Raw genomic sequence first — 20,286 nt, forward strand, 5'->3', positions numbered from 1 at the left:
GGTGATCCGCTTGAGCTGGGCCGGGTTCCGCGAACGCTGGCCGCTGTTCGCCGGGGCGATCGTGACCACGGCGCTCGGGGTCGCCCTCGTGCAGTCGTCGTTGCTGCTGCTGCTCGCGGTGGCCGGCCTGCGGGCCGCGCCGGGTGCTTCCGCCGTGACGGCGATGAACGTGGCGGCGGCCCGCGAGACGGGTGTCGCGCTGATGGGCGTGACGCTGGGGTTCGGCGCGTTCCTCGCCGTGTTCATCATCAGCTCGACGTTCGCGTTCACGGTGGCGCAGCGGCGGCGCGATCTCGCGTTGCTCCGGCTCGTGGGCGGGTCGCGGCGGCAGCTGCGGCGCGTGCTGACCGGTGAGGCGGTGCTGCTCGGCGCCGTGGGCGGACTGGTCGGTGTCCCGGCAGGGGTGCCCGTCCTCGCGGCGCAGACGCGGCTGCTGCGGCAATTCGGGTTCGTCCCCGCGGGTTTCGAGGCCGGCTGGGTGTCGTGGGTGCCCGCGGCGTCACTGGGTTGCGGTGTCGCGCTCGCGGTCGCGGGCGTGCTGGTGGCGGCGCGGCGCGCGGCGGCGGTGCGGCCCCTGGAGGCGCTGCGTGAGACCGGTGCGGCCGCCCGGGCGATGACGCGGGGGCGCTGGTGGTTCTTCGCGCTGTCCGCGGCGGGCGCGGTCGCACTGGTCGTGCTCGCGCCGGCAGGCGGCGCGGCGGGCGGGCAGGCGATGGCAATTTCGGTCAGCGTGTGCGCTTCGATGGCGTTCACCGCGATCAGCCCGGTGCTGGTGCCCGCACTGGCTCGGGCGCTGCCTACGCGGGGTGTGCTCGGGCGGCTGGCGGCGGCGAACCTCCGTGACGGGATTCGCCGCAGCGCGTCGATCGCGGCCCCGCTGATCGTGCTGACCGGACTGGTGCTGGGCCAGTCCACCGCGGTGGCCTCGTTCGCCGACGCGGGTCAACGGCAGGCCGAGCGGGACACAGTGGCCGACTTCGTGGTGGCGGCTCCCGTCGCTGCCGGGCTGCCCGGCGTGGCGGCGGTCTCGACCGAAACAGAGGTGCCGGTCGTGCTCACCGTCGGCACCGGAGAAATGGCCTACACCGAAACCCGCACCGCGCTCCTCGTGGATCCCGCGGAATACCAACGGGTTCATCCCGCTTCCGGTTCGCTCGCCGCGTTGCGCGGCCACGTCGCCGCCGCCGATCCCGGCGGGGACGACGTGTCGGCCGGGGACGAGGTCGGCGTCCGCTTCGGCGACCTCGATCTCGGACGCCTCCCGGTGGTCGCCGAGGTGCCCGCAGGCGCCGGAGGCGGCCCCGCCGTGCTGCTGCCCAGCGGGCTGTTGCCCGCCGACCAGCTGGCCGGGGCCGCGGTACGGACGTTCGTCGCGGTCGAGCCCGGCGCGGACCACGCGCGGGTCGCCGCCGCGCTGTCCGCACTGGGGCCCGTGCAGCCGCTGGACGAGTGGCTGACGGCGAACGCGACAGCGCAGGACGACAGCACCACTGGGGTGCTGCTGGTGGTGCTGGGATTGGGCGCGTTGTTCGCCGCGATCGGCGTGGTCAACTCGGTGGTGATCGCGACCGGCGAACGCCGCCGCGAGTTCGCCACGGCCAGGGTGACCGGGCTGACGCGCGGTCAGGTGGTCCGGGCTGCGCTGCTGGAGTCGGCCGCGGTCACCGTGGCGGGCCTGGTGCTGGGGCTGCTGGCCGCGGCGGGCACGCTGGTGGCCGCACTGGCCTCGACCGCCGCGGTCACCGGCAGCGCGACGGCCGCCGTGCCGTGGTCGCTCGTCGCCGGCGTGGTGGTCGGCGCCGGGGTGATCACGGGCGTCAGCAGCCTGCTCGCGTCCTGGTCGGCGACGCGGCCGAGCCCCGTGTCGCTGTTGCGGGCGCGGGATTAGACCTCGTCGTGGTGCAGGCGGTCGAGCATGCGCTCGAAGATCCGGGTCAGCGTCGCCTGGTCGCGCTGCGACAGCTGGTCGAAGAAGTAGCGGCGGACGGTCGCGACGTGTTCGGGGGCGGCGGCCTCGATCGCGTCGCGGCCCGCGGGGGTGATGCGCACCATCGCCCCCCTCGCGTCCTCGGCGCAGTCCTCCCGCGCGACCAGTCCCCGCTTCTCCATCCGCTTCACCTGGTGGGACAGGCGGCTGCGGTCCCAGCCGACCTGGCGGCCGAGCTCACGCATCCTGATCAGCCCGTCCTCGGCCTCCGACACGGGCGCCAGCACGGCGTACTCGGCCCCGGACAGGCTCGCGTCGCGCTCCAGCTGGCGGTCGAAGGCCCGCTGCAGTTCCCGGGACAGCGCCCGGTACGCCTCCCAGAGCCGGGCTTCGCGGTCGTCGAGCCATCGGGGGTCAGCCATGGGCCCAGCGTACGCCCTCTGTTGACGCGTCACCAAAATCTGGCTACTTTGTGGACACATCACCAAACTCACGGAGAGAGACGGACATGACACGGGTCGCGATCATCCTGGGCAGCACCCGCCCGGGCCGGAACGGGGAAGCGGTGGCCCGCTGGGTCCACCAGCTCGCCTCGGCGCGCGGTGACGCGGAGTTCGAACTGGTCGACATCGCCGACTACCACCTGCCGCACCTCGACGAGGCCGCTCCCCCGTTGCTCGGGCAGTACGCGCACGGGCACACGAAGGTGTGGGCGGAGAAGATCGCGTCCTTCGACGGCTACGTGTTCGTGACGCCGGAGTACAACCACTCGACCTCCGGCGCGCTGAAGAACGCCATCGACCTCCTCTACGGCGAGTGGAACAACAAGGCGCCGGGTTCGTCAGCTACGGCAGCGTGGGCGGCACCCGCGCCGTCGAGCACCTCCGGCTGGTCATGGGCGAGCTGCAGGTGGCCGACGTCCGCAACCAGGTCGCGTTGTCGCTGTTCGCCGACGACTTCACCGACCACACCCCGCAGCCGGGCAGCACCCCGGACAAGGACGGCGTCCGGGTCCTGTACCACGCGCTGCGCTCGGCGTTCCCCGACTTCTCCGCGAAGATCCACTGGCAGACGGTGGAAGGCGACGTGGTGACGACCTTCAAGACCTACTCCGGCACGCACGAGGGCGAACTCCTCGGTCTCGCCCCCACCGGCAAGCACGTCGAGTTCGGGACGGTGGACGCGATGCGCGTCCGGGACGGCCGGATCACCGAGCACTGGGGCGTGGCGAACCTGTATTCGGTGCTGCAGCAGGTGGGCGCGCTGCCCACCGGCGCGGGGAAGTGACGGCCATGCCCGAAGCGGTGCGGTTTTCCCGCTACGGCGGTCCGGAAGTGCTGGAGCTGGCCGAGGTCCCCCGGCCCCGCGCCGGGCGCGGGCAGATCGTCGTGGCCGTCGTCGCGGCGGCGCTGAACCCCGGCGAGACCGGCATCAGGGAAGGCGTGTTCGCCGGCATCTGGCCCGCGCACTTCCCCGAGGGCCAGGGCAACGACTTCGCCGGGCGGGTGGCCGAAACCGGCGAGGGCGTCGAGGGGTTCGCGGTGGGCGACGAGGTCCTGGGTTTCGCTCCGCGTGCGGCCCAGGCCGAGTTCGTCGTCGTGGGACCGGATGTCCTGGCGCCCAGGCCCGCCGCGCTGGGCTGGGCCGAGGCGGCGAGCATCGCCGGCGCCGGCGCGACCGCGTGGGCCGGGGTCCGCGCGGTCGATCCCCGCCCCGGCGAGACCGTCGTGGTCTCGGCCGCCGCGGGCGGGGTCGGTGTCATCGCGGCGCAGCTGGCGAAACTGCGCGGGGCCACGGTGATCGGCACGGCGAGCGAGGGCAACTTCGCGTTCCTGCACGGCCTCGGGATCTCGCCGGTGACCTACGGACCGGGGCTGGCGGAGCGGCTGCGCGCCGCGGCTCCGCAGGGCGTCGACGCCTACCTCGACACGTTCGGCGGCGGCAACGTGGACGTCGCGATCGAACTGGACGTCCGGCCCGGCCGGATCAACACCATCGCCGACGAGCCCGCCATCTGGGCGGCACTCGCCGAATCCGCCGCGACGGGCGAGTTCACCATCCCCATCGACCGGGTCTACCCGGTTGCCCAGGTCCGCGACGCGTACCGGGACCCGGCCACCCGCCACGTCCGCGGCAAGCGGGTACCGGCATTCGAGCCGTTGTCCACTGTGGAAGGAGAAACCCGGTGAAAGCCTTGGTAGCCCGCGAGTACGGGCCGCTGGACCAACTCGAACTGACAGAAGTGCCGCGGCCCGTCCCGGGCCAGGGGCAGGTGCTGGTGCGCACCGAGGCGGCGGCCGTCAACCCCGTCGACCTCGTGCTCGTCACCGGCGGCATGCGCGACGCCCTGCCGGTTTCGCACCCGTTCGTACCCGGCGTGGACGTCAGTGGCGTGGTCGAAGCCGTCGGGTCCGGTGTGGACCGCTTCGCGGTGGGCGACCCGGTGATCGCGTGGACAGGGGTGCCGTCCGGGGCGTTCGCCGAGTACGCGCTCGTCCGCGCCGACGATTCGGCGGTCGTGCGCCCGGCGGCCCTGGACGCCCGGCGCGCAGCCGCGCTGCCGACCGGCGCGCTGACCGCGTCGGCGCTGCTGGACGAGGCGAAGCCGCGGGCCGGCTCGACCCTGCTGGTGGTGGGCGCGGCGGGCGGCCTCGGCAGCTACGCCGTCCAGCTGGCCAAGCGCGCCGGGGCCACCGTGTTCGCCACCGGCCGCGAGGACGACCTCGACTACCTGACGCGCCTCGGCGCGGACGGGGTGCTCGACTACCGCGGCGAGAACGTCGCCGAGCGGGTACGGGAGTGGGTGCCCGGAGGGGTGGACGCGGTGATCGACGTTGCGCTGGCGGGGCCGGACCTGGCCACGTCCGCGGCGGCGGCGAGACCGGGCGGCGTGCTGGTCTCGCCGCGGGGTGGTCCCGCCGAGTTCGACTGCGGCGTGACCGCCGTGTACACGGGCACGACCACGCCTTCCGGCCGCCTGGCCGAACTCGCGCGGGCGGCCGCGGCGCACGAGCTCCACATCGAGATCAGCGCACAGTACCCGTTCGCCGAAGCCCGGCAGGCGCTGCTGGACTTCGCCGGTCAGCACGTCCGGGGCAAGGTGGTCATCACCTTCTGACCGCCCCGTCCCGGGCCAGCCGATCGACCGCGGTGCTCGCGTGCACGGCGTTCCGGAACGCCGCGACCGTCCCGCGGCGGTCACGCTTCCGGCAGGCGATCGCGACGGTGGCGCGCGGACCGTCCTCCAGCGGCAGGTAGCGGACCCCGGGGTGGGGGAAGAAGCGCGCGGCCGGTTCTCCGTGCAGCCCGAGGCAGCCGGTGGTCGCCACGGCGATCGGGATGTGCGTCGGCGAGCGCACCTCCACCCGGTTGCGGGCCGTGCGGCCGCCGGTCCAGTCCGCCAGCCCCGGCTGGCCGACCGGCGCGACCCACGGCCGTTCCCACGCGTCGGTGCCGGTGAGCCGGTCGGCGTCGGCGAGGTCCGAGTCCGCCGGGACGACGGCGTAGCGCCCGGTGTCCATGACGGTCTCGACGAACAGGTCGTCGTGCCCGCCCACGTCGTGCACGATCGCCACGTCGACCTCGCCCGAGCGCACCGCGTCGTACTGGTTCGCCCAGTCCAGTTCGACGTAGGTGAGCTCGAGGTCGGGGCGGCACCGGGCCAGGACCGAGCGGGTCACCGGCCAGCGGTCGGCGAGCCCGTAACCCAAGACGCCGATCCGCAGGACGGGCTCGGCCGGGTCGCCCTCCGCGGCCTCCATCAGCGCGTCCAACTGCGCCAGCACCCGGCGGGCCCGCGGCAGGAACCGCTCCCCCGCCTCGGTGAGGGACACGCGGCGGCTGGTGCGGTCGAACAACCTCGTGCCGAGCTCCCGTTCCAGCTCCTGGATCCGGCGGCCGAAGGCCTGCGCGGCGATGAAGTGGGCCCGCGCGGCACGGCCGAAGTGCAGCTCCTCGGCCAGGGTGAGGGCGTAGCGCAACGACCGGACGTCCATGTCCCACCTCTTTCCGCGCGGGCGGAGTCTAACCCGGGAAAACCTCCCCATCACAACCGTTTCCGCTGATGATCGGCGGCCGCGGGCGAGGCGATGCTCTTCCCGGCAACGACGCTGAAGGAGATCGACGATGAGCCCGCACCGCACCCTGGTCCGCAACGGTCACGTCCTGACGATGGACCCCGCACTCGGGGACCTCCCCACCGGGGACGTGCTGATCGAGGACGGCGTGATCGCCGCCGTGGCCCCCTCCCTCCCGGTGACCGACGCGGAGGTCATCGACGCGACCGGGCACCTCGTGCTGCCGGGGTTGATCGACACGCACCGGCACACCTGGCAGTCCCTGGTCCGCGGGATCTGCGGCGACTGGACGCTCGCCGACTACTACTTCGGGATCCGCCTCGGCGTCTCCCCCGCCTACACGCCCGGCGACGTCCGCCTCGGCAACCTGTTCGGCGCCGTCGACGCGCTGAACTCCGGCGTGACCACGATCCTCGACTTCTCCCACTGCAACAACACCCCCGACCACTCCGACGCCGCCGTCCAAGGCCTGCGGGAGGCCGGGATCCGCGCGGCTTTCTGCTACGGCTTCTTCGAAAGCTCGCCGGAGGAGAGCCGGTTCGGCGACCACGCGGCGCGCGTCGCCGACTTCCACCGGATCGCGGACACGTACTTCGCGTCCGAAGGCCTGCTCACGCTCGGGGTGTCGCTGTCGGAGCTGTTCGGCCTGCCGTGGGAACACACCGTCGACGAACTGGCGGCCGCCCGCGAGCGGCGCGCGCTGCTCGTCAACCACGCCGGGTGCGTCTTCGGCAGCGTCCTGTGCACCGGCATCACGGAACTGGACGCGCTCGGGCTGCTCGGGCCGGACATGGTCCACGTGCACTGCAACGCGTTCACCGACGCCGAGTGGGACGCGGTCGCCCGCAGCGGGGGCAAGGTGTCGATTTCGGTGGAAACGGAGCTCAACATGGGGTTCGGCCGTCCCGTCTTCGAGCGCTGCCGGCGCCACGGGATCGCCCCGACCCTGTCCGTCGACGTGGTTTCCCTCAACAGCGGCGACCTGTGGCACGAGCTGCGGTTCGGTCTCGCCTGCGCGCGGGAGGACGTGCTGGGACCGGTCAACGCCGCCGGGGCGATGCCTGACAGCGTGGGGATCCCGGCCCGGGAGGCGCTCAGGTGGAGCACCGTCAACGCCGCCGACGCGCTGGGCCTCGGCGACCGGATCGGCTCGCTGACCCCCGGCAAGCGCGCCGACCTGCTGCTCGTCGGCGGCCCCGCGGTCGAGCAGCACCCGGTGGTCGACCCGTACGCCACCCTTCTCTTCCAGACCACGGCAGCCGACGTGCGCACCGTGCTCGTCGACGGCAGGGTCGTCAAGCGCGACGGCGTACTGGCGACGACCGACTTGACCACCCTCACCGCCGAGGCCGACTCCGCCGCGGAGCGCATCCTCGGCCGGATCCGCGACGCGGGCCGGGCGCTTCCCGGGACCCCGCCGGGCGCGTGGGCCGCGGTCGAGCCCATGGCCCGCGAGTTCCACGAGCATGCCGTGCAGACGGCGAAGAAGCGGTGACGCCGGGAGCGTCAGCCGAGCCCGGCCAGCAACGGCGCCCAGCGGGGGTCGGACAGCCGGGCTCCCGCGAGTTCGGGGTGGGTGAGCACGATCCGTTCCGACACCGCGTGGTACTCGTCCGCGGCGGCGACGGCGCGGGCGCTGTCGTGGTCGGTCAAAGCCCGCAGCAGGCGGAGCCGGATCGGCCGGATGTGGCCGATCTCCGTGGCGAGGGCCGTGGAACCGGGCGACAGCACGTCCGCGGTGACGTTCAGGACGACGCGGTCCAGCGTGTGGCACAGTGCCGCCAGCAGCGGGTCGTGCGCCGTGGCGACGAACGCGTCGAGGAACCGAGCGACCTGTCCGGCCACTGCGGCGGACGCTTCGCCGTCGATGGCGTCGATGGCGGCGGCGAGCGCGGCGAGGTCGGCATCGGTCGCGCGTTCGGCACCCGAGAGGGCGACCTGCCGGTGCAGCACCCCGGCCAGGCGGACGACGTCGACGAGCCCGACGGGCTCGAACCGCAGCAGCATCTGCAGCGAGCTGCCGACGACCCCGGTCGCGGACCCCTTCACGTAGGCGCCGCTGCCGTGGCGCACCTCGACCAGGCCCATCAGGCTGAGCCCGCGCATGGCTTCGCGGATCGTGTGATGCTGACGACGTACCGGGTCGCCGAGGCGGGGAACCCGTGGGGCAGGCCCGGGTACTCGACGTACCGCACCGGCACCCCCGCTCGTTCCAGCGCGGCGGCGTAGCGGCGGTTCTGCAGGACGAACGGGTCGAGGCCCGACGAAACCAGGAACGTGGGCGGTTCTCCCCGGAAGTCGTTGCGGCGCAAGGGACTCACCCTCGGGTCCGAGTTCGGGTCACGCCGTTTCCGGGGAAAGGTCCGGGTGATCCCCGATGCGCGAACCCCGCGTGTTCCGCGATCTTGACACCATGAACGTGCGAGTAGCGGAGGCGGCCACGCTCGCGGAGGTGGGCGCGGTGCTGCGGGCGTCGGTGCTACCGCCGGTGCTGGTGCGGCTGCCCGAGGACCTGGCGCGGCGCGCCGTGGCGGCCTGGGAACGCGAAGACACCGTGCCGCTGGTGGATCCGGAACCGCTCGGTGACCGCCGTGTCCGCCATCTCGCGGGCACCCTGGCGCTGATCGGCCTGGCCATCTCGGAGCGTGGTGACTGGACCGGCGACGAGGTCGTCGTCCCGCTCCCCGTCGAACTGGCCGGCGTGGCGATGGATTCGGCGGACGGCTGACCCACGCCGGCTCCGTTCTAACCTCCTTCGCACTCTTGACAGGTTACAAGCCCCATGCTTGCCTCTAACCACCGTCATGCGCTCAGGAGGTTAGAACGATGCCCGACGTCCACCACCGCTATGCCACCGTCCAGGGGCAGCGGCTGTTCTACCGGGAAGCGGGACCCCTCGACGGGCCCGCGGTCGTGCTGCTGCACGGCTACCCGACCAGCTCGCACATGTTCCGCCACCTGATCCCCCACCTGGCCGACCGCTACCACGTCATCGCGCCGGACCACCTGGGGTTCGGCCTGTCGGACGCCCCGTCCGCCGACGAGTTCGACTACACCTTCGACGCACTGGCGGACCTCACCGCGGGGCTGCTCGACCAGCTCGGCGTGCCCCGCTACGCCGTCTACGTCCAGGACTACGGCGCCCCGATCGCCTGGCGGCTGGCCCTGCGGGACCGCGACGCGCTGACCGCGATCGTCACCCAGAACGGCAACGCCTACGACGAGGGGTTCGTACCGGAGTTCTGGCAGCCGATCTGGGCCTACCACGCCGAACAGAACGCGGAAACCGAAGCGCCCGTGCGGGAAGCTCTCACGGAAGAAGCCATCAGATGGCAGTACGTCTCGGGCGTGCCCGACGCGAGCCTCGTCAGCCCTGACACGTGGCGCCATGACCACCGGTACATCTCACGCCCTGGCAACGATGAAGTGCAGCTGAAGCTGTTCCTGGACTACGCGACCAACCCGCCGATGTACCCGGCCTTGCACGAGTACCTGCGCGACACGCAGGTCCCCGTCCTGGCCGTGTGGGGCGAGAACGACCCGATCTTCGGGCCGGACGGTGCCCGCGCCTTCGCCCGTGACGTCGACGACGCCGAGATCCACCTGCTCGACGGCGGTCACTTCCTGCTCGAGAGCAAGTTCGACGAGGCCGCGAAACTCATCCACGACTTCCTCGACAAGCACCGGTGATCGTCCACAGTGGAGTCATCCGGCACTGTGGCGCTGCCGGGCGTAGTGGCGGGAGGCCTTGAACCGGTTCCCGCAACCGGCCATCGAGCACCAACGCCGCGTGCCGTTCTTGGAGACGTCGTAGAAGTGCAGGACGCAGTCGGGGTGGGCGCACGGCTTGATGCGGTCCGGGGCTTCGTCGAGCAGTTTCAGGTACCCGTCCGCCGCGAGCCACGCCGGGTACCACGAGGGCTCGTCGGTCTCCGGCACGCTGACCGGGCCGCCGGGCCCGAGCGTCCGGCGCACCCGGCCGTGTTCGAGGACCTCGTTGAGGCGCCGCCGTCCGCCGGTTTCGCCCAACAGCAAGGAGTTCAGCGCGTCACGTGTGTACAGCAACGCCTCGAGCACGCCGGGTGTGCTCTCCGCCGTGAGGTCGTTGGACTCGATCCAGACCGCCAGCCCGTCGAGCGAGTCCAGCAGGTCGCGGGAAGCCCCGCGCTCGGTCCACCGGGTGTTCACGAGATCCAGCGGCAGTGGTTCGCCGAGAAGTGGACGGGGGTCGGTCATGCGGCTCAGTGTAACCGCTCACCATCGCCACACCGGTTGGAAAGCTCACCTGCCGAGGATGCCGTCCAGGATCATCGCAAGGGTCTCCAGCAGCCGCCGCTCCAGGTCGAACGGGGCGGGCTCCTCGCCGATCCACGCGCTCAGCGTCGCGAAGTACGAACTCGCGAGCAGCAGGGCCGCGTGCTCGGGATCGGTGCCGGGCCGGACCTCGCCCGCCTTCTGGGCCCGGGCGACGAACCCCTCGAACTGGTGCGCCAGCTCGGGGTTGCCGAAAACGTTCGTGAAACGGATCGCCGCGCCCATGCACGCCACGGTCTCCGCCCTGCTGTCCGCGCTGATCCGCGCCAGCTCGGTCAGGTACCGGGCGAGGATGTCCCTCAGCGGACGGTCCTCCAGGTGCTCCAGCTCGATGGCGTGCATCGCGCGGCGGCGGCGGCGCAGGCTCCACTCGTCGAGGAAGGCGGTCTTGCGCTGGAAGTGGTTGAAGACCGTCGCGCGCGCGGTGTCGGCGCGTTCGGCGATCTCCTCCATCTTCGTGTTGTCGAAGCCCTTTTCCACGAACAACTCGACCGCGGCGTGGTACAGGCGGTCGCGCCGGGCCTCCCGGTGGCGCGCCCTCCGGTCCCCCGTCACGTGGAGTGAGCCCGTCGCGTCTGCCGTCATGATCCGTAGTCAACCAGTCACGTGAGGCCCTCTTGACTTGGACCCCGGTCTAGCTTAACTTTCCGACCCAATGGACTTGAGTCCAACTTCGGACGCTGATCCAAGGAGGCGTCATGCGTCTGGTCACGTACGTATCCGGATCCTCCCCGCAGCCCCGGCTCGGCGTCTTGCACGAGGACGTCGTGGTCGATCCCTCCCGGGTGCTCCGGGCCGAGCGGGCGCAGCGGCGCGGCGAGGCCGCGAGCAGCACGGCACCCGAGGTCCCGGCCGAGATGGTCGCGTTCTTCCAGGGCGGCGCCCAAGCCCGCGGCCTGGCCCGACGGGCGCTGGAAGCCGCGGACCTGGCCGCCGCGCGGGGTGACACCCTCACCGACGGCGGGGTGCCCGCCGTGCTCGCGCAGGACGACGTGCGGTTGCTCGCGCCCGTGCCTCGGCCACGCCGCATCCGCGACTACCTCACCTACAACGACCACGCCGCGGGCTCCGGGCTGGCCGTCCCGCCCGCGTTCTCGGCCATGCCGATCTGCTACAAGTGCAACGTCGAGACGGTGATCGGCCCGGACGAGCCCCTGCTGTGGCCCTCCTACACCGCCCAGCTCGACTTCGAGCTGGAGCTGGGTTTCTTCACCTCCGGTGGCGGCCGGGACCTGACGCCGGAGGAGGCGGCCGGCCTCATCGCGGGCGTGACGATCTTCAACGACGTCAGCGCGCGGGACATCCAGTTCTTCGAGATGAGCCTGACCATCGGCCCGTCCAAGGGCAAGGACTTCTGCACCGCGATGGGCCCGTGCGTGCTGACCATGGACGAGGTCGACGAGTGGGCGGTGCGGATGACCGCCAGCGTCAACGGCGAGGTCTGGGCGTCGGGCACCACCAAGGACCGGCAGTTCTCCTTCGCCGAGGTGCTCGCGTGGGCGTCCCTCGATGAAACCGTGTACCCGGGCGAGTTCCTCGCGCTGGGCACGGTGGGCGGCGGGTGCGGGCTGGAACTGGACCGCTGGATCCAGCCCGGTGACGTGGTCGAGCTCGAGGCGTCCGGGGTCGGCGTGCTGCGCAACCCCGTCGGCGAGCGGCGGCGGCCTCCCGAGGGCGCCGGGCTCCCCTCCTACACCGGGTCCCCCGAGGTCCACGTCCGCCATGACCACTGAGACGACCGCTGCCCTGGTCGCCGCGGCACCGCCGGACGCGGTTTTCTCCATTGTGGACGGCGGTGCCCCGGTGACCTACGGCGAGCAGCACCGCCGGTTGCGGGCCACGGCCGCGCGACTCGCCGCGCTCGGCGTGCGACCGGGCGACCGCGTGCACGTCAGCCTGCCCAACTGCCAGGAGTTCCTCGACGTCTGGTTCGCCACCGCGCACCTCGGCGCCATCCTGCTGCCGACCAACCCGCGGTCAGCCGCCGACGAGTACGCCCACGTGCTGACCGACGCCGGACCCCGCGTCTCGGTCGCCGACGGTGAGGCGGCGAGCGTGCTGGAAGCGCTGGGCCACCACGTCGTCCAGCCCGCCGCGCTCGCGGAGGACGGCGACGTCCCCGCCGTGGACGTCTCCCCCACCGACCCGGCCGCGATCCTCTACACCTCGGGGACCACCAGCCGGCCGAAGGGCGTCGTCCTCACGCACGCCAACTACCTCGCGGTGGGCCGGGCGGTGGCGGACCACCTGTCGGTCACCGCGGCGGACCGCTGGTTCGTCGCACTGCCGCTGTTCCACGCCAACGCCCAGTACTACTGCACGATGTCGGCGCTGGTGCGCGGCGCCTCCGTCGCCGTGGCGCCCCGGTTTTCCGCGTCGCGGTGGGGAATCCAGGCCGCCCGGCTCGGCGCCACGCTCGGCAGCCTGTTCGCCGCGCCGATCCGGATGATCCTGGCCAACCCGCCCGCCGACGGCGAGGCGGTGCTGCGCACGGTGCTGTTCGCGCAGAACCTGTCCGCCAGGCAGGCCACCGAGTTCGAACGGCGCTTCGCGACCCGGCTGGTGCAGCTGTACGGCATGACCGAAACCGTCCTGCCGCCGACCATGAACCCGGACTCGGCGGACCGGCGCTGGGACAGCATCGGCCGTCCCCTGCCGGGCGTCGAGGTCCTGCTCACCGGCGAGGACGGGGAACCGGTCCCGGACGGACAGACGGGCGAAATCCGGGTCCGTGGTGTGCCGGGCGAGACGATCGCCGCCGGGTACTGGCGCAACCCGGAGGCGACCGCGGCCACCTTCGGCGACGGCCTCCTGCACACCGGTGACCTCGCCCGCCGCGACGCCGACGGGTTCCTGTACTTCGTCGACCGGGCGAAGGACATGATCAAGCGCTCCGGGGAGAACATCTCGGCCGGTGAGGTCGAACGGGTCGCCGGTGAGCACCCCGCCGTCGCCGAGTGCGCCGCCGTCGGCGTCCCCGACCCGGTGCACGACGAGGCCGTCCTGCTCGTCGTCGTGCCCGCGCCCGGCACGAACCCCGACGCCGAGGAGATCCTCGCGTGGTGCCGCGAACGGCTGGCCGCGTTCAAGGTCCCCTCGCGCGTCCACTTCCTGCCCGCCCTGCCGCGCACCAGCGTCGGCAAGATCCGCAAGACCGAGCTCCGCACCCTGGTTCCCTGACCCGTTTCCGCCACCTGCACAGCAACGACGCTCTTGCCAGGAGGTCCCCCATGTCCACGCCCACCGGCGCCACCGGCCGCTGGCCGATGCTGGCGCTCATCAGCCTCGGCTTCGTCGCGCTCACCCTGAACTGGTTCGACGTCGCCGCCGCGTTCCCCCTCATCGGCGAGGAGTTCGGCGTCGGCATCGGACAGCTGACCCTGCTGATCTCCCTGTTCATCATCGGCTACGGGCTCGCGCACGTGCCGGGCGGCCTGCTCGCCACGGCGGTGGGCATGAAACGCACGCTCGTGCTCGGCCTGGTCGTGCAGGGCGTCGCCGGAGTCCTTTCCGGACTGTCCTATTCGTACACCGCGCTGGCTGTCTTCCGCACCCTCAGCGGAATCGGCGGGTCGATCTTCATCGCGGTCGCGTTCGCGGCCGTCATCGTGTGGTTCCAGCAGGGGCCGGTCACCCTCGCGCTCGGGCTGTCCGGTGGCGCGGCGTTCAGCGCGGGCGCGGCGTTCGCGCTGTACGTCTGGATCTACCTGCAGCACGCCACCGGCTGGCACCTGTCGCTGGTCATCGCCGGGGTGTTCGAGCTGCTGGTCGCGCTCGCCACGGCGATCTGGTTCCACACCCCGGCGGGCCTGCCCGCGCTGGCCGGGACGCGGTTCGAGGGCCCGGCGCTGCGGGCGGCCGTCGCGAGCCGGGACCTGTGGATCTACGGGGTCGCGCTGATGGGCGGCTACGGCGCGTACTTCACCGCCTCCCAGGTCTTCACGGAGTACGCGACGCAGGAACGGCAGTTCCCGGCGTCCCTCGGCGGTCTGCTGTCCGCCCTCATCGCACTGGCGGGCATCCCCGGCAGCGTCGTCGGCGGCCTGCTCGCCGACCGCAGCCGCAACCTGCGCGCGATCGTCGTCGGGTCGCTCGTGGTGTCCGCGGTGTTCCTCGTGCTGATCCCGTTCGTGCCCACGGGTGCGCTGTGGGTGCTGGGCATCGGGCTGGGCGCGTCGGTGATCTTCGGGTTCGCCGCGTGGTCCGCCGTGCCCGCGCGGGTGTCGCGGATCAAGCACGAGTACATCGGCACCGCGACGGGCCTGATGCTCACCCTCGCCGGGGTGGGCGGGTTCTTCGTGCCCATCGCCTTCGGGCACATCGTGCCCGCCGCCGGGTTCACCACCGGCTGGGTCGCGCTCGCCGGGATCTCGCTGGTGTGCGGACTGGTCGGCATGTTCGGCCGCAACCCCGCCCGGCCCGCGATCGAAACCACCCCCGCCCCGGCGGCCGACGTGGCGGAGGCGCTGTGAAGACCGGACTTCCCCGCGTGGCGCGGGACATCCCGTACACCAAGGGCCTGCACCGGATCACCCGGCACTGCGCGGCGTGGCTCGTGCCGGACGGGACGTGGGGGTGGAGCAACGCCGGGCTGATCACCGGTGAAGGCGAGTCGCTCCTCGTGGACACCCTGTTCGACGTGCCGATGACCCGCGAGATGCTCGACGGCCTCGCCGGCCCGCTCGCCCGGAACCCACTGTCCACAGTGGTCAACACGCACGCGAACGGTGACCACTGGTTCGGCAACCAGCTGGTCGCGGAGGCGGAGATCATCGCGTCGGCGCCCACCGCCGAGGAGATGCGCACGAACGGGCCGGAGCTCATCCGCGGGCTGCTGGGCCAGGAGGGGGCGGCGGGCCGCTTCGCCCGGCACATCTTCGAGCCCTTCGACTTCGGGTCGATCACGCCCACGTTCGCGACGCGGACGTTCACCGGCAGCCTGCGGCTGGAGGTCGGCGGCACGGCGGTGGAGGTGCACTGCCTCGGCCCCGCCCACACCGCGGGCGACAGCGTCGTGCTCGTGCCGGACGAGGGGGTGCTGTACGCGGGCGACCTGTTGTTCATCGGCGGCACCCCGATCACCTGGGCCGGGCCGGTGTCGAACTGGATCGCGGCGTGCGACGCGATGCTGGCGATGGACGTGGAGTTCATCGTGCCCGGCCACGGCCCGGTGACCACCAAGGACGGGGTGCGCCAGGTCCGCGGCTACCTCGAATGGGTGCGGGACGAGGCCGCCGAGCGGCACCGGAAGGGCATGACCCCCGAGGACGCGATGCGGGACATCACGCTCGGCCGGTACGCCGCGCTCGACGAGCGGGGCAGGCTCGCGCAGAACGTGCTGGCCGTCTACTACGAACTCGACCCCGCGATGGAGCGCGTGGACACCCGCGAGGTGTTCCGCCGCATCGCCGAACTGGAGGGATTCTCATGAGCTCCTCGCTCACCGAACAGCGTGACCTGGGTGCCCCGGCCGTCCGTGAGGTCGCCGACGGCGTCTTCGCCTACATCCAGCCCGACGGGACGTGGTGGATCAACAACACCGGCTTCCTCGTCGGCAGCACCCGGGTGGCGGCGATCGACAGCTGCGCCACGGAGGCCCGCACCCGTGCCTTCCGCGAGGCCATCTCGCGGGTGAGCCCCAACCCCGTGCGCACGCTGGTCAACACGCACCACCACGGCGACCACACGCACGGCAACGCGCTGTTCGGCGAAGCCGTGATCGTCGCGCACGAGCGGTGCCGGGAGGAGATGCTCGCGGAGGGCCGGCCGGGCACGAGCGCGCTCGTACGCAGCGGCACGTGGACGGACGTGCACTGGGGCGAGCTGGAGCTGGCGCCACCATTCCTCACCTACGCCGACGGGGTCACGCTCCACGTCGACGACCTCCGCTGCGAGATCCGGCACGTCGGCCGCCCGGCGCATTCCAGCAACGACAGCGTCGTGTGGATCCCCGAGCGCAGCACGCTCTTCGCGGGCGACCTGCTGTTCAACGGCGGCACCCCGTTCCTGCTCGCCGGGTCCGTGACGGGCGCGCGAGAGGTGGTGGCCGGGCTCAAGGACATCCCCGCCACCACCATCGTGCCCGGCCACGGCGACGTGTGCGGGCCGGAGGTGATCGACGACGTGCTGGCGTACCTGGATTTCGTGCTGGCACTGGCGGAACAGGGCGTGGCGGCGGGCGAGGCACCGCTCGACGTCGCGCGCCAGGCCGACCTCGGCCGGTTCGGTGAGCTCACCGACACCGAACGGCTCGCCGGCAACCTGCACCGCGCGTACGCCGACCTCACCGGAGGCACGGTCGACGTGGCCGCCGCACTGGCGGACATGGTGACCCTCAACGGCGGCAAGCCGTTGAGCTGCCTGGCGTAGGGCCGGGTCACGGGCGCCGCGTACGTGGGGCGCGGCGCCCGTGCCGTTTCAGGCTGGCCCGGCACCGCGGCGCTTGCCGAAGGCGGTGAGCAGTGCGGTCACCGTCAACGCGACGCCGAACCAGACCGCGCCGGCGGGCCCGAAGCCGCCCGCGAACAGCCCGCCGAGCAACGCGCCGAGTGCGATCGAGATGTTGTAGCCCATGGTGTTCAGCGACATCGCGGCCTCGAAGGTGTCCGGGGCGGCGGCGAGCATCATGTTCACCTGGCAGAGGTTGGCGGCGCCGAACGACGTCCCCCACAGCACCACGGCGACCGCCAGGCCCGCCAGGCTGCCGCCGGCCACCAGGAGCAGCAGCAGCGAGGCGACGAGCCCGGTGCAGGCGACGACGAACGTCGCGCGCGGGTTCCTGCCGGCCGTGTGCCCGGCGGCGAAGTTGCCGAGCGCGCCGCCGATCCCGAAGACGATCAGCAGCCCGGTCACCCACGCCGCCGACGCCCCGGCGCGCTGCTCCATGAACGGGCGGATGAACGTGTACGCGCCGAAGTGCCCGAGCACGTACAGCGCCACCGTGGTCATCACGCCGCGCAGCCGCCCGTTGCGGATCGGCAGCGCGAACACCTCCCGCACCGGGATGGCGCTCTGGGACGGCAGCGACGGGAGCGTGAGCACGACGGCGAGGAACACCGCCACGCTCAGGCCGCTCCAGATGAGGAACGTGGCGCGCCAGCCGGTGAGGCTTTCGATGAACGTGCCCAGCGGCATGCCCACGACCGTGGCGATCGACATGCCGGAAAGCACGACGGCGGCCGCCTTGCTCGCCTTCTCGCCGGGCACGAGCCGCATCGCCATGGCGACGCCGATCGCCCAGAACACGCCGTGCGCGAACCCGGTGACGAGCCGGGCGGCCAGGACGACCGGGAAGTTCGGCGACACGGCGGTGACGAGGTTCCCGGCCGCCATGACCGCCAGCAGCGTGGCGAGAAGCGCACGGCGGTTGACCGTGCGGCTCCACGCGACCAGGAACGGCACCCCGGCGCCCGCCGAGATGCCGTACAGCGTCACCATCATGCCCGCGACGCCGACGGAGACGGACAGTCCCGCGCTGAGCGGGGTGAGCAGCCCCACGGGCATCAACTCGGTGGTGACGAAGACGAACAAGCTCGCGGTGATGGCCGCGACGCCCAGCCACGCCCGGAACTGCGAACGCGGTCCAGTACTGACAGTGGATGTCCTTGAAAAACTCACGAACCGAGTTTCGAGGCGGGACAGCGATGAGTCCAACGCATTGTTGTCACTTCAGCGATGCCGGGAGATCATTGCTTCATGGAGCTCCAGCAGATGCGTTACGTCCTCGCCGTCGCCGAGACGAACAGCTTCACCCGCGCCGCGGAGCGGTGCCTGGTCGTCCAGTCGGCGCTGAGCCGCCAGATCGCCGCCCTCGAACGGGAACTGGGCGCGCGGCTGTTCGACCGCACCAGCCGCCACGTGCGCATCACCCCGGCCGGGCAGGCGTTCGTTGCCGCGGCCCGCGAGAGCCTCAACGCCGCGGAGCGGGCGGTCGCCGACGTCGCGGCGGTGACCGGCGAGGTGCGCGGCAGACTCGCCCTCGGCCTCATCCCCACCGTGGCCGCCGTCGACATCCCGGACGCGCTGAGCCGGTTCCGCGCGCGGTATCCGCAGGTCCAGCTGAACATCCGGGTCGGGGGCAGCGAAGAACTCACCGAGCAGGTCAGGCAGGGCAGGATCGAGGTCGCCTTCCTCGGGTTGCCCACCACCGCGCGACCGGCGGGGGTCAACGCCCGTGAACTCGCCCGGGACCGGCTGGTCGCCGTCGTCGCCCCCGACCACCCGCTGGCGGGCGAACCGGCCGTCAACCTCGCCCGGCTCTCCACCGAGACCTTCATCGACCTGCCACCGCACACTCCGGCGCGCGCGCAGTCCGACGAGGCGTTCGCCGCCGCGGGGCTGAGCCGCGAGGTCGCGTTCGAGGTCACCACCGCGGACTTCATGATGGCCCGGCTCGTGCGGAAGGGGCTGGCGATCGCGTTGCTGCCCGCGGCCTACGTCCCCCAGCTGACCGGGGTGGCGACCATCGAGATCACCGACGCGCCCGTGCGCGTCGAGTACCTCATCTGGAGCGGCGCCGGGCGCACCCCGGCGGCGACCGCGTTCCTCGACCTGCTGGACCTGCCGGACCGCTGACCGCTCCTCCGCCAAACCGGACTTCCCCGCCAAGATCCACCGGTGGTTGCCAACCGGCGAGCGCGTCGGCTAGATTTTATCAAATGTTTGACACGATCTCTTCCCGCCGGCTCCCGCTGACCGGAGTGCGCGTGGTCGACGCCGCGACGATCTACGCCGGGCCGATGATCGCGACGCTGCTCGGCGACTTCGGCGCCGACGTGGTCAAGGTCGAGCACCCCCGTGGCGACGGCCTGCGCTCCTGGGCCTGGCACAAGGACGGAGAATCGTTGTGGTGGGCGCTCGTGGGCCGCAACAAGCGGGACATCACGCTCGCCCTGTCCGATCCCCGCGGTGCGGACCTGCTGCGCCGGCTGCTGTCCGAGACCGACGTGTTCGTCGAGAACTTCCGGCCGGGCACGCTCGAACGGTGGGGGCTCGACCCGGAGGACCTGCTGCGCGTCAACCCGCGCCTCGTCGTCGTCCGGGTGTCCGGCTTCGGCCAGACCGGCCCGTACCGCACGCGGCCCGGGTTCGGCACCCTCGCGGAGGCGATGTCCGGGTTCGCCGCCACCAACGGACCCGAGGACGGTCCCCCGGTGCTCCCGCAATGGCCACTGGCGGACGGCATCGCGGCGCTCGCCGGTGCGTTCGCCACCATGACGGCGTTGCGCCACGCGGAACGCACCGGGGAGGGCCAGGTCGTCGACCTGTCCATCTACGAGCCGCTGTTCTGGATCCTCGGCGCGCAGCTGTCCGCCTACGACCAGCTCGGCCTGGTGCCCGGCCGCCAGGGCAGCCGCACCGACTTCAACGTCCCGCGTGGCTGCTACCAGACCCGTGACGGGCGCTGGGTCGCGCTCTCCGGGGCCACCACGGCCACGGCGCGGCGCATCCTGTGCGCGGTCGAGCGGGCCGACCTCGCCGACGCGCCGTGGTTCGCGGACATCACCGGCCGGTTCGCGCACCGCGACGAGATCGACGAGGCGATCGCGGCCTGGGTCGCGGCACGGGACAACGACGAGGTGCTCGCGACGTTCGAGGAGCTGGGCGCCACCGTCGGCCCGGTGTACTCGATCGACGACATCGCCGCGGACCCGCACTTCGCCGAGCGCGGCAGCACCACCACCGTCGAGCACCCGAGCCTGGGACCGCTGCGCATGCAGGGGCTCATCGCGAACCTCACCCGCACCCCGGGCCGCATCCGCGGCACGGGCCCCGCGCTGGGCGAGCACAACGAAGAGATCCTGCGCGACCTGCTGGGCTGCTCACGTGAGGAGCTCGAGCGCCTCGTGGCCGACGGCGTGGTCGGCCCGACCGGCGAGCGGTCCACAAAGGACTCCGAGCCCACAGCGTCCACTCCGGACACCGGTTCCCTGCGCGCGGGCTGAACCCCGCGCGGCCCCCATCTCAACG

General features: G+C 72.3%; 21 protein-coding genes and 1 pseudogene. 15 read left to right on the forward strand and 7 right to left on the reverse strand.

What is annotated here, in order from left to right; translation table 11 throughout:
• Window position 1: 1 nt before the first annotated feature.
• Window positions 2–1,888 (forward strand): FtsX-like permease family protein, encoded by a 1,887-nt coding sequence (locus ABFX51_RS18105; RefSeq protein ID WP_091510619.1) that lies wholly within the window; start codon window positions 2–4, stop codon window positions 1,886–1,888.
• Here the strand turns inward: ABFX51_RS18105 and ABFX51_RS18110 are convergent.
• The gene (locus ABFX51_RS18110; RefSeq protein WP_091510616.1) at window positions 1,885–2,349 is read right to left on the reverse strand and encodes a MarR family winged helix-turn-helix transcriptional regulator; all 465 of its coding nucleotides are present in this window, start codon (window positions 2,347–2,349) and stop codon (window positions 1,885–1,887) included. The genes ABFX51_RS18105 and ABFX51_RS18110 overlap by 4 nt on opposite strands.
• A gap of 86 nt (window positions 2,350–2,435) precedes the next feature.
• Here ABFX51_RS18110 and ABFX51_RS18115 point away from each other — a divergent pair.
• From ABFX51_RS18115 to ABFX51_RS18130, 4 genes and pseudogenes are all read left to right on the forward strand, one after another.
• Window positions 2,436–2,726, forward strand: a pseudogene (locus tag ABFX51_RS18115) (NADPH-dependent FMN reductase); the annotation flags it as partial.
• A 17-nt stretch (window positions 2,727–2,743) separates the two neighbouring features.
• Complete coding sequence (locus ABFX51_RS18120) at window positions 2,744–3,214, forward strand: ester cyclase (RefSeq protein ID WP_245783188.1); 471 nt, start codon at window positions 2,744–2,746, stop codon at window positions 3,212–3,214.
• A 5-nt stretch (window positions 3,215–3,219) separates the two neighbouring features.
• Complete coding sequence (locus tag ABFX51_RS18125) at window positions 3,220–4,116, forward strand: NADP-dependent oxidoreductase (protein ID WP_091510615.1); 897 nt, start codon at window positions 3,220–3,222, stop codon at window positions 4,114–4,116.
• Window positions 4,113–5,045, forward strand: a complete 933-nt coding sequence (locus ABFX51_RS18130) for a quinone oxidoreductase family protein (protein ID WP_091510612.1) — start codon at window positions 4,113–4,115, stop codon at window positions 5,043–5,045. The genes ABFX51_RS18125 and ABFX51_RS18130 overlap by 4 nt, the downstream gene beginning before the upstream one ends.
• Here ABFX51_RS18130 and ABFX51_RS18135 read toward each other — a convergent pair.
• Window positions 5,035–5,922, reverse strand: a complete 888-nt coding sequence (locus ABFX51_RS18135; RefSeq protein WP_091510610.1) for a LysR family transcriptional regulator — start codon at window positions 5,920–5,922, stop codon at window positions 5,035–5,037. The genes ABFX51_RS18130 and ABFX51_RS18135 overlap by 11 nt on opposite strands.
• 130 nt (window positions 5,923–6,052) lie before the next feature.
• On the opposite strand from ABFX51_RS18135, the gene ABFX51_RS18140 reads away from it, so the two are divergent.
• The gene (locus ABFX51_RS18140; protein ID WP_091510607.1) at window positions 6,053–7,498 is read left to right on the forward strand and encodes an amidohydrolase family protein; all 1,446 of its coding nucleotides are present in this window, start codon (window positions 6,053–6,055) and stop codon (window positions 7,496–7,498) included.
• 11 nt (window positions 7,499–7,509) lie between these two features.
• Here ABFX51_RS18140 and ABFX51_RS18145 read toward each other — a convergent pair whose 3' ends face one another.
• Both ABFX51_RS18145 and ABFX51_RS18150 read right to left on the reverse strand, forming a co-directional pair.
• On the reverse strand, window positions 7,510–8,109 hold the full coding sequence (locus tag ABFX51_RS18145) for a hypothetical protein (RefSeq protein ID WP_091510605.1): 600 nt from the start codon (window positions 8,107–8,109) through the stop codon (window positions 7,510–7,512).
• Window positions 8,091–8,375, reverse strand: coding sequence for an alpha/beta hydrolase fold domain-containing protein (locus ABFX51_RS18150; protein ID WP_091510813.1), 285 nt, complete (start codon window positions 8,373–8,375; stop codon window positions 8,091–8,093). Before ABFX51_RS18150 ends, ABFX51_RS18145 begins: the two co-directional genes overlap by 19 nt.
• Before the next feature lie 41 nt (window positions 8,376–8,416).
• Here ABFX51_RS18150 and ABFX51_RS18155 point away from each other — a divergent pair, with 41 nt between their 5' ends.
• Both ABFX51_RS18155 and ABFX51_RS18160 read left to right on the forward strand, forming a co-directional pair.
• Window positions 8,417–8,731: a hypothetical protein gene (locus ABFX51_RS18155; protein ID WP_143249910.1), complete on the forward strand. Its 315-nt coding sequence runs from the start codon at window positions 8,417–8,419 to the stop codon at window positions 8,729–8,731.
• A gap of 98 nt (window positions 8,732–8,829) precedes the next feature.
• Complete coding sequence (locus ABFX51_RS18160) at window positions 8,830–9,693, forward strand: alpha/beta fold hydrolase (RefSeq protein ID WP_346054294.1); 864 nt, start codon at window positions 8,830–8,832, stop codon at window positions 9,691–9,693.
• A gap of 15 nt (window positions 9,694–9,708) precedes the next feature.
• Here ABFX51_RS18160 and ABFX51_RS18165 read toward each other — a convergent pair whose 3' ends face one another.
• Entirely contained in the window at window positions 9,709–10,239 is a 531-nt protein-coding gene (locus ABFX51_RS18165) for a CGNR zinc finger domain-containing protein (protein WP_346054296.1), read from the reverse strand.
• A 45-nt stretch (window positions 10,240–10,284) separates the two neighbouring features.
• A complete protein-coding gene (locus ABFX51_RS18170; RefSeq protein ID WP_091510596.1) occupies window positions 10,285–10,902 on the reverse strand; it encodes a TetR/AcrR family transcriptional regulator in 618 nt (205 codons plus the stop codon).
• Between the two features lie 113 nt (window positions 10,903–11,015).
• Between ABFX51_RS18170 and ABFX51_RS18175 the strand changes: the two genes are divergently transcribed.
• Genes ABFX51_RS18175 through ABFX51_RS18195 form a run of 5 tightly spaced genes read left to right on the forward strand, consistent with a single transcriptional unit; the run spans window position 11,016 to window position 16,686 of the window.
• Window positions 11,016–12,050, forward strand: a complete 1,035-nt coding sequence (locus ABFX51_RS18175) for a fumarylacetoacetate hydrolase family protein (RefSeq protein WP_346054298.1) — start codon at window positions 11,016–11,018, stop codon at window positions 12,048–12,050.
• On the forward strand, window positions 12,040–13,497 hold the full coding sequence (locus ABFX51_RS18180; RefSeq protein ID WP_346054299.1) for a class I adenylate-forming enzyme family protein: 1,458 nt from the start codon (window positions 12,040–12,042) through the stop codon (window positions 13,495–13,497). The genes ABFX51_RS18175 and ABFX51_RS18180 overlap by 11 nt, the downstream gene beginning before the upstream one ends.
• Before the next feature lie 50 nt (window positions 13,498–13,547).
• Window positions 13,548–14,789, forward strand: coding sequence for an MFS transporter (locus tag ABFX51_RS18185; RefSeq protein WP_346054300.1), 1,242 nt, complete (start codon window positions 13,548–13,550; stop codon window positions 14,787–14,789).
• Entirely contained in the window at window positions 14,786–15,748 is a 963-nt protein-coding gene (locus ABFX51_RS18190) for an MBL fold metallo-hydrolase (protein WP_346054301.1), read from the forward strand. The genes ABFX51_RS18185 and ABFX51_RS18190 overlap by 4 nt, the downstream gene beginning before the upstream one ends.
• On the forward strand, window positions 15,745–16,686 hold the full coding sequence (locus tag ABFX51_RS18195) for an MBL fold metallo-hydrolase (protein ID WP_346054302.1): 942 nt from the start codon (window positions 15,745–15,747) through the stop codon (window positions 16,684–16,686). Before ABFX51_RS18190 ends, ABFX51_RS18195 begins: the two co-directional genes overlap by 4 nt.
• Window positions 16,687–16,734: 48 nt before the next feature.
• Here ABFX51_RS18195 and ABFX51_RS18200 read toward each other — a convergent pair whose 3' ends face one another.
• The gene (locus tag ABFX51_RS18200; protein ID WP_346054303.1) at window positions 16,735–17,934 is read right to left on the reverse strand and encodes an MFS transporter; all 1,200 of its coding nucleotides are present in this window, start codon (window positions 17,932–17,934) and stop codon (window positions 16,735–16,737) included.
• 78 nt (window positions 17,935–18,012) lie between these two features.
• On the opposite strand from ABFX51_RS18200, the gene ABFX51_RS18205 reads away from it, so the two are divergent.
• Together ABFX51_RS18205 and ABFX51_RS18210 are read left to right on the forward strand one after the other, a co-directional pair.
• On the forward strand, window positions 18,013–18,891 hold the full coding sequence (locus tag ABFX51_RS18205) for a LysR family transcriptional regulator (protein ID WP_346054304.1): 879 nt from the start codon (window positions 18,013–18,015) through the stop codon (window positions 18,889–18,891).
• 83 nt (window positions 18,892–18,974) lie between these two features.
• Window positions 18,975–20,261, forward strand: a complete 1,287-nt coding sequence (locus tag ABFX51_RS18210; protein ID WP_346054305.1) for a CaiB/BaiF CoA transferase family protein — start codon at window positions 18,975–18,977, stop codon at window positions 20,259–20,261.
• Window positions 20,262–20,286 lie beyond the last annotated feature (25 nt).

Source organism: Amycolatopsis dongchuanensis (genome assembly GCF_039542405.1).
GTDB lineage: Bacteria > Actinomycetota > Actinomycetes > Mycobacteriales > Pseudonocardiaceae > Amycolatopsis_E > Amycolatopsis_E sacchari.